The sequence below is a fragment of the Paenibacillus donghaensis genome (assembly GCF_002192415.1).
GTDB classification, from domain to species: Bacteria; Bacillota; Bacilli; order Paenibacillales; family Paenibacillaceae; genus Paenibacillus_AQ; species Paenibacillus_AQ donghaensis.
In genome coordinates this window covers 6,895,763-6,908,143 of the sequence record NZ_CP021780.1, presented here as the reverse complement: position 1 = coordinate 6,908,143, position 12,381 = coordinate 6,895,763, and the positions used below count along the sequence as shown (strand labels likewise).

11 protein-coding genes and 1 pseudogene are annotated in these 12,381 nt (G+C 42.7%); 9 read left to right on the top strand and 3 right to left on the bottom strand.

All coding sequences use genetic code 11. The annotated features are described in order from the left end of the window. The first annotated feature begins 62 nt into the window (after positions 1–62). The 7 genes from B9T62_RS31285 to B9T62_RS31245 all read left to right on the top strand — a co-directional run bounded on the left by B9T62_RS31285 (position 63) and on the right by B9T62_RS31245 (position 7,877). Positions 63–806, top strand: a complete 744-nt coding sequence (locus tag B9T62_RS31285) for a glycoside hydrolase family 16 protein (protein ID WP_087918838.1) — start codon at positions 63–65, stop codon at positions 804–806. A 185-nt stretch (positions 807–991) separates the two neighbouring features. Then, the gene (locus B9T62_RS31280; RefSeq protein ID WP_087918837.1) at positions 992–1,666 is read left to right on the top strand and encodes a response regulator transcription factor; all 675 of its coding nucleotides are present in this window, start codon (positions 992–994) and stop codon (positions 1,664–1,666) included. Beyond that, the gene (locus tag B9T62_RS31275) at positions 1,663–3,012 is read left to right on the top strand and encodes a HAMP domain-containing sensor histidine kinase (protein WP_087918836.1); all 1,350 of its coding nucleotides are present in this window, start codon (positions 1,663–1,665) and stop codon (positions 3,010–3,012) included. The genes B9T62_RS31280 and B9T62_RS31275 overlap by 4 nt, the downstream gene beginning before the upstream one ends. A 109-nt stretch (positions 3,013–3,121) precedes the next feature. Then, on the top strand, positions 3,122–4,048 hold the full coding sequence (locus B9T62_RS31270; protein ID WP_087920493.1) for an ABC transporter ATP-binding protein: 927 nt from the start codon (positions 3,122–3,124) through the stop codon (positions 4,046–4,048). Beyond that, positions 4,032–4,766: an ABC transporter permease gene (locus B9T62_RS31265; protein WP_087918835.1), complete on the top strand. Its 735-nt coding sequence runs from the start codon at positions 4,032–4,034 to the stop codon at positions 4,764–4,766. Before B9T62_RS31270 ends, B9T62_RS31265 begins: the two co-directional genes overlap by 17 nt. A 740-nt stretch (positions 4,767–5,506) precedes the next feature. Next, entirely contained in the window at positions 5,507–6,547 is a 1,041-nt protein-coding gene (locus B9T62_RS31250) for a sugar phosphate nucleotidyltransferase (RefSeq protein ID WP_087918833.1), read from the top strand. Between the two features lie 118 nt (positions 6,548–6,665). Then, on the top strand, positions 6,666–7,877 hold the full coding sequence (locus B9T62_RS31245; RefSeq protein ID WP_087918832.1) for a glycosyltransferase: 1,212 nt from the start codon (positions 6,666–6,668) through the stop codon (positions 7,875–7,877). A gap of 324 nt (positions 7,878–8,201) precedes the next feature. Here the strand turns inward: B9T62_RS31245 and B9T62_RS41930 are convergent. The 3 genes and pseudogenes from B9T62_RS41930 to B9T62_RS31230 form a co-directional block, all read right to left on the bottom strand. Beyond that, positions 8,202–8,411: pseudogene (locus tag B9T62_RS41930) on the bottom strand (glycosyltransferase family 2 protein); the annotation flags it as partial. 49 nt (positions 8,412–8,460) lie between these two features. Continuing rightward, entirely contained in the window at positions 8,461–9,279 is an 819-nt protein-coding gene (locus tag B9T62_RS31235; protein ID WP_087918831.1) for an SDR family oxidoreductase, read from the bottom strand. Then, positions 9,276–9,800: a PadR family transcriptional regulator gene (locus tag B9T62_RS31230; protein ID WP_087918830.1), complete on the bottom strand. Its 525-nt coding sequence runs from the start codon at positions 9,798–9,800 to the stop codon at positions 9,276–9,278. The genes B9T62_RS31235 and B9T62_RS31230 overlap by 4 nt, the downstream gene beginning before the upstream one ends. 249 nt (positions 9,801–10,049) lie before the next feature. Here B9T62_RS31230 and B9T62_RS31225 point away from each other — a divergent pair, with 249 nt between their 5' ends. Then, complete coding sequence (locus B9T62_RS31225; protein ID WP_087918829.1) at positions 10,050–11,036, top strand: phosphotransferase enzyme family protein; 987 nt, start codon at positions 10,050–10,052, stop codon at positions 11,034–11,036. 122 nt (positions 11,037–11,158) lie between these two features. Beyond that, positions 11,159–12,277: an SGNH/GDSL hydrolase family protein gene (locus tag B9T62_RS31220; RefSeq protein WP_087918828.1), complete on the top strand. Its 1,119-nt coding sequence runs from the start codon at positions 11,159–11,161 to the stop codon at positions 12,275–12,277. The last annotated feature ends 104 nt before the right edge of the window (positions 12,278–12,381 follow it).

Sequence of the window (12,381 nt, the reverse complement as noted above, 5' to 3'; positions counted from 1 at the left end):
ATTCGTTGGATCAGGCAGCAAATTTAAGTATGCTGTGATTAAATGAAGGGAGAGTGTGAAGAATGAACACGCTTGTATGGGAGCAGAATTTCTTGAATGGCGATACCGATTTGAGGCTGTGGAACGTTCGTCTTGGCAACGACTTGCTTGATAACAATGACAATCCCATATACCCGGGCTGGGGCAACGGGGAGCAGCAGTTTTATACGGGTCATGCAGGCAATCTGTATATCGACGACAATGGCTTAAACCTGTGTGCGCGCCGCGAAACCATCGAAACGGACGGGCGGCAATTTGCCTATACCTCGGCCCGTGTGGATACCAGGGACCACTTCTCCTTCTGCTACGGCAAGCTAATCGTGCGTGCTCAGCTGCCGGTAGGGCAGGGGATCTGGCCTGCCATCTGGCTGCTTCCGCAGGATCAGGCTTACGGCCCCTGGCCCGCCTCCGGTGAGATAGACATCCTGGAAGCCAAGGGCCGCCTGCCCCGGCAGGTAGCTGGAACGCTGCACTACGGTAAGGACCTGGACCATAAAGTCGTCGAAGAGTTCACTTATGAGCTTGAGAACGGGACCATTAACGAATTCCGTGATTATGCGCTGGAATGGGACGCCGGCTCGATCCGGTGGCTGGTAGACGGGCATTGCTTCGCCGAGCGTGAGCTGCAGCCGGACCGTATGCCCTTTGACAAGCCTTTTTATCTGGTGCTTAACCTTGCGGTGGGCGGCTGGTATGACAATGTAGTGGTGGACGAAGCCGCGCTCCCGGCGGTCATGACGATTTCAGGCATATGGCTGTACCAATAATTAAAGCAGAAACGTTCCTCTTGTTTCTTCAAAGGTGACGAAGCCCCGGGTACATAGTCGATAAGACATTGCATCCGGGGATTTTGCTGCAGCACTGCGGGTATTTCCAAAAAAATGATCTCTGATGTAAAATATATGCAACGAAGGATAGGTTTAAAATATATATTTTATGAAGGAGTCAGGATGTGAAGAATCAAATCCTATATATTGATGACGACATTGAAGTCGGAGATCTTGTGACACGTGACCTAGAGAATCGAGGGTATGTCCTAACGTGGTTAACTTCTCCTGACGATTACCTAGAACATATGAATAGAACGGATCTTGTTATACTCGATATTATGATGCCAGGGTTAGACGGATTTACGATTGGACAGCGAATGAAAACAGCGAATCCGGATATTCCAATTCTATTTCTTACAGCCAGAACTGCCCTGGAAGATAAGCTGAAGGGATTGAAATATGCAGAAGATTATGTGACTAAGCCGTTTCATCCAGATGAACTTGCTGCAAGAATTGAAGTGCTGCTACGGAGATTCGACAAGGTTGGCAAGGAAGTTATCCTGCTTAAGCATCTAGAAATTGATATGAAAGTAAAACGGATTCTCAATACAGATACTAATACAGAGATCATATTAACGGAGAAGCAACACAAAATATTTCTGCACTTTCTCAAACATCCCAATCAGATACTGACCAAAGAACAAATCTATGAATATATTTGGGACCAGGTGTACATCGAAGGTGATAAGACGCTAATGGTCCATATTCGCTACTTAAGACAACGTATTGAAAAAGATCCGCAGAATCCGGAAATCATAGAGACGATACGTGGAATCGGCTACAGGGTGATGCAGTGAAATTATCAACCAAATATTTATTAATCATTGTGATGTCGATTTTCATTTTCCCAATATCATTTTTAGGAGTGAATTTTTTATATTATTTCACATTGACTAAGCTTGTAATTCATCCTCAGCAAATCTATTATGAACCGAACGAGCTTAAGGCAGAGTGGATGCAGGTAATTGACAGCTTGGGGGGGCGGTCCGATAGTGAGATCATCTCTGGGCTAACACAGGCAATGAAATATAAGGATTCAACAGTGAGTTGGATAGGGGACAATGGGGAAGTATTAATGTCGGAGCCGAAATCTAATAAACTCCAGACACCATGGAGTGTATCTGATGTGTTTACGCTTGCTAATAGAGAGAAGAATAACGAGCTATACACCGTTTCTTTACTTCTTAAAGGACAACAGACAGAAGGGTTTGTCATATTAGAGATTCCTGAGCAACTTATGGGTTCGCAATGGGAGACTGTCCGGGGTAAATACTCCTATCTTTGGTTCGGCTCATTGGTTATTATTTGGATGCTCTTTGTATCTATATCCTGGTTTTTCTTCAGCCAGCTCCAGAAACGTCTTGTGGCCATGCAAGAGAATATGGACAGAGAGTGGGAGGGAGGAATTCCCGAGACAGTTATCGTAGAAAAAGAAGATGAGATAGGGCAACTGCAGCTCTCGTTTAATCGGATGGTTGAACAATTGAAAGTAAGCAGAGCCAAGGAGCAGCATGAGATGGAATTACGCAAGAACTTAATTGCTAATTTATCTCATGATCTAAGGACGCCTCTAACTATTATTCGGGGCCATGCGTTCAGGATCGACAAGGAGAGACTACCAGAGGAAGACAGGAACTCGCTTAAAATAATATATGACAAGGTCGATTTTCTGGGGGAATTGATCGAGGACTTATCCTCCCTAACCTTGCTTAATGCTGGAAAATTACCTATGAATAAAACAATAACAGACATCCGGAAGATTGTAAGGGCTTCAATGTCGGGTTGGTATCCAATTTTTGAACAAAAAGGGTTTGTGGTAGAGGTTGAATTGGAGCATTCCATAGTATGGGATGTGGATGAGATTTGGCTAAAAAGAATACTGGACAATCTGTTCCAGAATATCATACGTCACGCAGCAATCGGCAAGTACATTTCCGTTCGATCCTTGCAGACATCTGAATCATCTGTGGCGTTCGTTATAAAAGACCGTGGTCCTGGCCTTCAGTCAACTTCAGAGCATAAGGGAATTGGCATCGGACTCACGATCGTAACTATTATGCTGCAGCAGATGGGACTTGAGCAGATATGGGAGAGCAGCGGCGAAGGCACAAGCCTCTCCATCTATCCGCAGAATCCAGTTTAGTTTTTTAAACTGTTTTTAAACAAATCGATACTCTGTTTTTAAATGAACCTCCCTATACTGGAACTTAGGTAAGTAATTCCAAATAAAGGAGGGGTACTAAGTGTCAGATATGCCATCAGATTTGCTGCAAACGAAAGATTTGAATGTTAGTATCAAAAAAGTGAAAATCCTTAATGATGTGAATTTGACGTTTGAACGAGGGAAGATTTATGGATTGCTCGGCCCGAACGGTGCTGGCAAAACTACACTGTTGAAGGTTCTGCTGGGAATATTTCACCCGTCGTCTGGAACCGTTCTGCTGAACAATCGTGACCTATATCAGAAATCAAGCAAAGAGGCTATTCGTTCCATTGGAGGCATTATTGAATATCCCGGGTTTTATGAAAATCTTACCTTGTTTGAAAATCTGGATTTACATTTACGTTATATGGGAGAAGGGTCCTCGTATTATGATATCGATGAGTTATTAATGCTTGTAGGATTGCATGACCATAAGAATAAGCTCTTTATGCAGACATCGCTAGGGATGAAGCAGCGTCTGGGAATTGCAAGGTCGATGGCGCATAAGCCAGAGCTTCTTCTTCTTGACGAACCTACGAATGGTTTAGACCCGCTAGGGATTAAGCAAGTAAGAGAGATGCTTATCGGTGAAGTGCTTAGAAGTGGGACAACGGTTATTATTTCAAGCCACCTCCTTAGCGAGATTAATCTTATGGCAGATGAATTAATAATTATGAACCATGGAGAGATCATCTTTGAGACGAAAAATATGAAGAGAAATCATCCGATTTATTTATACAAAATATTCACTCCCCACACGATGGGACGGCATATTCTAGAAATGATATCTGAACAGATTATCCTTCAACATGAGGACTATGTCGAGATCATCTCAACTCTATCCAAGAATGAATTCATGCAGTTTGTTGCAGAAAACAAGATCGAAATTGCCTCTTTTGAAGTAAATGAGCTGTCATTAGAGGATTTATATTTAAGACTGATATCGGGGAGCCAAACGCATGAGTATTCTCATTAGAAATGAACTTTTAAAGCTTAAGCGTTTGAAATCAGTCTATGTTATTTTCATTCTCAGCTTCTTGCCTTACGCCATTAATACCGCAGGCCTTTTAATGACGAATAAGGATATTACAGCCGGGAGATATTATTTCTTTGTATTCAATCAATATGCAATTCTGTTTCCCACGATTATATTCACCTTTACAGGATTTTTCTTCTATACAGAATTTAAGAATAGGACAATGTTAAATTGGATCTCCTATCCTTTTCATACCTTTCAACTTATATTCTCCAAAATGATTTCAACGTTTATTCTTCTCCTATTCTTGTCCTTATTGAATCATATTGTTCTTTTGGCTACACAGTGGATGGCTTTTGGAAAAGGTATAACCTTCAATGATGTGGGTTCATCTCTGCTGACATCAACTCTGTTCTCGACGCTATGTTTATTGATTATTCCCGTTGCTGCTTTCTTGGTACTTACAACAAAAAGTATAATTGGCGTAATGATCGCTGGGGTGGCTTCCATTTTTATCACTACAATATTACTTGGAGCCGATATATCTATTTACTTCCCGTTTTCTTATATATATCGGTTAAGTATTCAGTTCTACGATTCTTCCTTCGGATACTCGACCCAGCGAGTAAAGATGTGGGGCGCACTCATCCTTGCAGCTTATGTGGGCTTGTCAACGGCAGGGTTATATTTATACTCTAAAAAATCTCGTGTTTACTAAGGAGGGTGTAATATGGAACAAGTGGTGTTTATAATTTCCATCCTTTCATTGGCTGTAGCCTTGATCTTATTTATAGGCAGGGTTTTGACTAGTGGGTTAGGCAAAGCGTTTGAAATGAAGAGTAAGTCAACGAAGTATATGCTATCCAGTTTTTTTCTATATATCATTAGCTTCGCTTTATATATTTTGATTAGCAATTCTTGAATATCGTTCTTGTGAAAAGTCATCGACTTGCGATTGTCGTGCCCGCGGTATAGCCCCTTGCAACCATCCTCGTCTGTACTCCCAGCCCGACTGCAACTCGGGCTGGGACAGTGCCCGTTAGAAGTACTTTAACGGCTACCACCTCTACATGATTTCCCCCAGCGGACAGTCCACACGATTTGCCCCTCTATCCAAGACTTCAGCCTGCCTCGCAGCTGCTCGAAAGCCAAGTTTGGCCATACCTTTTACAAGAAAACCAGTGATGATCCCAGGTTGTTTACGAAAACCCCGCGTGACTCGGAAAAGTGGAAGCTCATTTACAAACGCCGTACGTCCATCGAGTGTCCCAATAAGCTTTTTACAATCCCTAGATTGAGATAAGGTTTGTTAAATATGCGCTTCAGGATCATAGATTAATAAGGTTATTGCTGCTAAATATATATCCAAGCACCCTCATAGCTTGTGCATAGAATATAGAGAACGTATTCCAACGCGTTCCGAAGATTGCTTGATTTTAAGAGTAGGGGGGCCTGTTTATGAAAGGATTAATCTTGTGCGCTGGCCGAGGAACGAGACTGCAGCCTTCGACTTATACCAAACCGAAGTGCTTGTTACCCGTTAACGGAGAATATATTCTTGTCTCGATCCTCAATAAACTTGTTGCTGCCGGAATTACCGAGATTGGAATCGTAGTGAGCCCTTCGCAAGGGGAGATCCAGGAAACGATCGGGGATGGGGCGCGGTGGAACGCCTCTTTAACCTTTCTGCTGCAAAAGGAAGCAAAGGGACTGGCGGATGCAGTTAGAAGCGCGCAGTCTTTTGTCGCGGATTCCCCTTTTGTATTGATGCTTGGCGATAATTTGTATGAGGGTGATCTGGAGCCGTTAATCCGGTCACTGGAAGCAGATAACTCTACGGCTTCGATACTGCTTCAGCAAGTCAAGGAACCCCGTCAATTTGGTGTTGCCGTGATCGAAGAGGGGCGGATTGTCAGTCTGGAAGAGAAACCTCGCTATCCCAAATCGAATTTGGCTATTGTCGGCGTGTATGCTTTGACTGCAGCCATCTGGTCAGCCATTGAGAAGCTTACGCCTTCCGAACGCGGTGAATATGAGCTGACGGATGCTATACAAATGTTAATTTCAGAAGGCAAGCGTGTTGCGTACAGTGTAACGACCACCCCCTTTTTTGATATTGGAACCCATGAACGCTGGCTTGAGGCAAATCGGTACCAGATGGATCATGATCCAAAGAACATTGTGATGCCGTCCGGCAATAACAAATCGGTTCAGTGGATCACTCCCGTTAAAGTAGATCCAACCGCCCGCGTAACGAACAGTGTAATTGGACCTTATGTGTATATTGGACCGAATAGTGTCGTCGAAGATTGCATTCTAACCAATAGCATTTTGACGGATCAAGTGTGGTTGTCCCATGTTCATGCGGAAGGAAGTGTTTTTGGGTCACATGTCCATCTTGCTGAACACGAAATTCAGGAGCTGCCTGCCCGTCATATCCTGGGAGATCGTGCAACGGTTACAAGAATCGGTCCTGACCTGCAGAACGATTCCAAATAAATTAGATGCTACTGGGGAATAGTCCAATCCAGTCACTGGGGTAAACATACACTTAAAGTAGTCTAATGCATAAGACGGCTATGCAAAATATACTTTTAAGGGCAGGTGATCCCTCAGAATGATTGAGCTGGTTTTGACGATTAATGATAAAGACGGGAGCTATACGGAGCATGCGGGTGTTGTTCTGGCATCAATCTTTTCCAATACCCAGCAAACAATCAATGTGCACATAGTGCATGATGATTCCCTAAGTGAAGAAAACAAGGCGAAGCTCACGCAGTTGGTAGATGTATTTCATCACAACATCTTTTTTTATCATGTTACAGTTCCTGGGGATTTGTATGAAGTTGCGGCTGGTGTGCCCAAAATCGACTTCTGGACAATGGCTAGTATGTACCGCTTGTTGCTTCCGCTATTTATTCAGGCAGACAGGGTTATTTATTTGGACTGTGACATTTTGGTCAATATGGATATTAACGAATTGTGGAGCATCGATCTTGGAGAACGCTATTTGGGAGCAGTGCTGGATCAGGGCGAAAATTTGTTTGAGTACTTTGCTTCACTTGGTCTTAGTGCGGAGCTGTATTTTAACTCAGGTGTGATTCTGTTTCAGTTGAACAATATCCGCAGCAAACAGACCTGGTATGATGAAATGCTCCATTTCTTGCGTAGTTATCCAACGATGACCATGCCTGATCAGGATGCTCTGAATGCCATTTATAGCTCCAACTATTTGCAAATGGATCAGCGGTTTAATACGTTTGCTCATTCGGAACTCGATTTAGATAATAAAATAGTTCATTTCGCCGGGGACAACAAGTGGTGGGATATAGATTCGCCTGCAGCACCGCTATACTCTAAATTCCTGGCCATGACCCCATGGGCAAGAGAGCTTACACCAGGGCCGGTTCCTGAGCCGGAGCAGGCCAACATCCCGCAGGAAGAACATCCAGTTGCGCTACCTGAAGTGGTGCAGGAAGAACATCCAGTTGCGCCACCTGAGCCGGAGCAGGAAGGACATTTGGTTGCCCCAGCTGAGCCGCCCGCTCCGGCCCCAGAGAACATTTCTGTAAAGCCGCACAGACAGAAACGCCGCAGATCGTTACGACTACGGTTACGGCTAAGACTGAGACTGAAACTGAAACGGAAACTGAGAAAGAAAAGTATGCTCCGCGCCAAATACCGTTCTATCAAGCGACTAAAGCTGATCAAGCGTCGACGTGCAGCGAAGAAACAAGCACTGCGGTCGACAACGGTGAAGCTGCGGCCAGTCAAAAAAAAGAGAAAATATGTGATAAGAAGAGTTAGAGTTTCGAGAAAAAAGAGTTAGTGAAAAGGCCACCTTTTCGGTGGCCTTTACTTGTTCGCTTTAGCGGCAAGAGATGGGGAAAGAAGGTTAGCTTTGACATACAAATTTTCTTGCGTTTCTCACTTTCAGCACTTTAACATTTCTTGTTAAGAGATATTTATCAAGCTATATATCCTTACGTTCTTATATTGCTTTGCGACCTTTAGATAAGGGTGTCCATACATTGCCGCCGTTTGGTACAAGCAATTATGGAAACAGCATTCGGATCAGGTGAAATATCTCGATTCGCCATTATAATAGGCCCTTTGGTTTTTTCTGTACAAAACTCTTGTAATTCTTAACAGATGGAATTTTGGTTACAGGTCGATTTTCATCATGTGCAAAACGAAGTATAAGAGTCTTTGATCCACGTAAATACATATAATGTGCCCGCTTTCCAATGACATCGGCATTTGTTCTTTGAAAGGCCTGCAAGCTTTCTGTCAAATAATAGGGAGCGTAATAATAATCATCATCATCGAACTTGGCAATGTAGTTGTATTTCGTCTTCTTGACAATAATGATAAGTTCTTTCTTTGAAGCGCTGATTTCAACTTTTCTCTTTTTAAGAAAAATGCTGAGCTATATTAGTTAGATACTCTTCTTCATCCGTATTTTCTTTCATATGAATGAGCATCTTTGCATCTTCTCCAACTACATATCGGAATTGACTTGTACCGTCTGTGGCCGCTTGATATATGGTTTCGGCAACAATTTCTGGAGGTGAAGCGTATGCTGGGTGTTTTTCCATCTCCCTCAATTTACCCCGAAATGCAGTAGTAAACGGCGTATAGTCCGTTAATGCCTCATTAAAAAAGAACTCCATCGATCTTCCGCCAAAGTCGGTATGAATAGCACCAGGTTCAATCAACTTTACTTTGATGTTTTGTGATGCTAATTCATAAGATACGGATTCAGAGAAACCTTCTACTGCGAATTTAGATGAATGATACAGAGACATCGTTGGAAAAGTGACTTTCCCTCCCATAGAAGAGATATTGATCAGCATACCTTCTTGATTAGATCTAAAATGTGGCAACATGGCTTTAGTCATACGGATAAGACCCAAAACGTTTACTTCAAACTGTCTTCTAATCTGCTCATCCGTAGCTGCTTCTATAAGGCCCATTGTTCCATATCCAGCATTATTGAGAAGAACATCAATTGTACCAAACCGTTGAATCGCTTCCGCTAACGCTGATTGAATAGTATCTTCTTTCTCAACATCTAGTCTTAGCACCAACACATTATCTAATGAAATGAATTCTGTTTCTTGTTCAGGTGAACGCATCGTGGCTACTACGTTCCATCCTCTTTCAGCGAAATGTTTTACTGTAGTTCTCCCAATGCCTGATGAGGCACCCGTGATAAAAATAGTTTTCATAATAATTCCTCCAGTCTTACCAATCCCTCGGCAATGGTTGTAAGTTTAGCTTTATATTCTTCTATCCCAATTTGGATGCAGATGATCTGTGCTGGGTGCATTTCATCTTTATAAAGCGAATACTGCTCAAGTAGTTGATCCAATTTTGTGTGTGATTCCTCTTGTGCTTGCTTCAACCAAATAATCACCTTGTCATACCCAACGAATTCACCAAAATATAACCTCATCATAAAATCAGATTTCTTAATACGGTCTCCTTCTAGTGGAGCTAGTAAATAGGCGTTAAAACAATCTCTGCCTTTAGGCGTTATGTTTATAAGGTTCTTGTTGGGCTTACCGTCCTGAGGAACATTTTCCTTCGTTATCAACCCCTCCTTTTCCATCCGAGTAAGTGTGGGATAAATCGTGCCATAACTAGAACTATAGAAATTAGAGAATACATTCTCCAATAACTGTTTTATTTCGTATCCAGTCAACGCTTCTTTCATAAGCATGCCTAAAATAACATCCTGACTGTTCAAAATTCGACCTCCTTGTAGTTTAGAAATATTTGTATATCATGACCACAATATATCAAACCAATATATATTGTGTCAATATATATTGCTTGGGTATAATAATCCAGAAAGAACCTGCTCAATGAAACAGATCTTATCAACATGCAGTTGAGGCATGTATGGATTGGTGTATTTATAATGATAAATTAGAAATGGCTTCCATCAATAATCTGAGGTATTATGGTAGATATTTCATTGATGAGGAGTATGTTTATGTTGAAATTAAAGTATCTTTACAGTAATGAGAATTTGGCCGAAATGCTCTTGGGTTACTGGGAATATGATAAGGCATCCATCAATATGTTTCAGTATTATAGAATATCTTCAAATGCAATTTATCCGTTTCAGTCTGAAGGAACAAGCCGACTATTGAGATTTGCCCCAACAGCTGAGAAGTCTAAAGAAAATATTGTAGCAGAGCTCGAATTCATATCGTACCTGCGCACCAAAAGCTATGGAGTTCTTGAATCGGTTGTATCCAAAAATGGGGAAGAGCTTGTAGAGGCGCAAACTCCATGGGGGAACTATTATGCATCCGTATTCGAACGTGTATCCGGAGTGCAGATGAATGAGACAGATTTTAGTGACCACATTGTATTTAGCCATGGAAAAGCATTAGGGAAACTTCATTATTTATCTAGTGAATATACACCTGCCAACCCTAAGAGATGGTCATACAGTGATGTATTAGCTTGGATTCAGGGTGTATTAATCGATTTTCCACAAGAAACAGCAGCATGGATGGAATCTAAACGATTGCAAGAGTATTTTTCTTCTATTCCGATTACAAAGTATAACTTTGGACTGATTCATTATGATTTTGAATATGACAATGTCTTTTATGATAATGCAACCGACTCTTGTAACGTTATTGATTTCGATGATGCCATGTACCACTGGTACGCAATGGATATTGAGCAGGCTCTGGATAGTTTGACAGACTATATTCCAAGTGAGATTTTTAATCAGAAGAAACAATGCTTTTTGGATGGATATCTTACTGAATATAATATTTCAGAGGAATCTTCAACTATTATGCCAGCATGCAGGCGGTTTGCTAATTTATATGGGTATGTTCGCTGTCTAAGATCGATTACAGAAGAGTGGGCTAATGAGCCTGAATGGATGATCAACTTGAGAGGTAAGCTAATTCAATCGATGGATGGAAAATCTCTTTGTTTTGATAGGGAGATTCGTTAGAACATGGAGCAATATTAATTATTACGGGCTTTACATTTCAGCGGTTAAAATGAATAAGCAACTAAGACGGGTTCATCAATTTACTTGAAATAGAATATGAATGATTACTGGAGGATCGCAGTATGAATAATAAGCTACAGGTTTATGCATTGGCTGATTTGGAGCATGTGAAGGTTCACGGTAGAACAACAGGGAATCTGTCGCCCTTGACCTTGTTCTGGACAGGGAGTGCGGTGGAGCTGAATGTGCAGGGAACCGAGCTCTGGGTGGAAGTTGAGGTCAACTATGAGATATATGAGCCATGGATCAGCATAGTGATGAATGGGGTTCCTGTGAGCAGACAGATGGTAACGGCAGGCCGGTACTGGGTTCCGGTGTTCAGGGGTATGAATGCAGACCGGGTGAAGAATGTACGTATTGTAACAGAGGTGCAAGCGATGAATGGCGATCCTGGCTGCTCGCTTCAGTTCCACGCTGTGAGAACGGATGGTACCTTTCAGCCCGTGAAGGATAAGCCTTATAGAATCGAGTTTATTGGCGACAGCATCACCTCAGGCGAAGGAGCAATAGGGGCAAAAGGTGAAGAAGACTGGATTCCTATGTGGTTCAGTGCCATTCACAACTACACGGCAATGACGGCAGCGGCAATGAATGCTGAATATCGGGTGATTTCGCAGAGCGGATGGGGAGTGCTGACCAGCTGGGATAACAATCCGCATGCGAATATTCCAGCGTACTACGAACAAGTCTGTGGTCTTCTGACAGGGGAAAGAAATGAAGCTCTGGGCGCAGGGGCACCCTATGATTTCGAATCCTGGCAGCCGGATGCAGTTGTGGTTAACCTTGGCACGAATGATGGAGGCGCTTTCTACTCTCCGGAGTGGACGGATCCAGCAAGCGGGAAGATATATAAGCAAAGGTTGAATGAAGACGGCACTTACCACACAGAGGATCTGGAAGCCTTCGAGGAAGCCTCCTGCCAATTCCTAATTACCCTTAGAAAAAACAATAACCATGCACATATCATTTGGGTATACGGCATGCTTGGAATTCCAATGATGCCAGCAATCTACCGTGCCGTAGATGCGTATGTGAAGCTAACCGGTGACCGCAAGGTGTCCGTTCTTCAACTGCCCAATACTACAGCTGAAACCGTAGGTTCAAGAAGCCATCCAGGTGTATTGGCTCATGAGCAGGCCGCTGAGGCGTTGACGGGGTATTTGAAAGAGCTTTTAGCTTAAATGGTCCCCGTCTCCGCACCTCCCTGCATCTGCCGTCCTTTGTGCTGGGAGATAAGCAAATTTAACTGTGTAACCAAGTAGAGTGGCCTTAGCGCTCTCTGGAA

Bases quoted from the DNA above. Each gene is read 5' to 3' on its own strand.
- B9T62_RS31250 (WP_087918833.1), top strand. From the start codon at position 5,507: ATGAAAGGATTAATCTTGTGCGCTGGCCGAGGAACGAGACTGCAGCCT.
- B9T62_RS31270 (WP_087920493.1), top strand. From the start codon at position 3,122: ATGCCATCAGATTTGCTGCAAACGAAAGATTTGAATGTTAGTATCAAA.
- B9T62_RS31225 (WP_087918829.1), top strand. From the start codon at position 10,050: ATGTTGAAATTAAAGTATCTTTACAGTAATGAGAATTTGGCCGAAATG.
- B9T62_RS31285 (WP_087918838.1), top strand. From the start codon at position 63: ATGAACACGCTTGTATGGGAGCAGAATTTCTTGAATGGCGATACCGAT.
- B9T62_RS31220 (WP_087918828.1), top strand. From the start codon at position 11,159: ATGAATAATAAGCTACAGGTTTATGCATTGGCTGATTTGGAGCATGTG.
- B9T62_RS31265 (WP_087918835.1), top strand. From the start codon at position 4,032: ATGAGTATTCTCATTAGAAATGAACTTTTAAAGCTTAAGCGTTTGAAA.
- B9T62_RS31235 (WP_087918831.1), bottom strand. From the start codon at position 9,279: ATGAAAACTATTTTTATCACGGGTGCCTCATCAGGCATTGGGAGAACT.
- B9T62_RS31245 (WP_087918832.1), top strand. From the start codon at position 6,666: ATGATTGAGCTGGTTTTGACGATTAATGATAAAGACGGGAGCTATACG.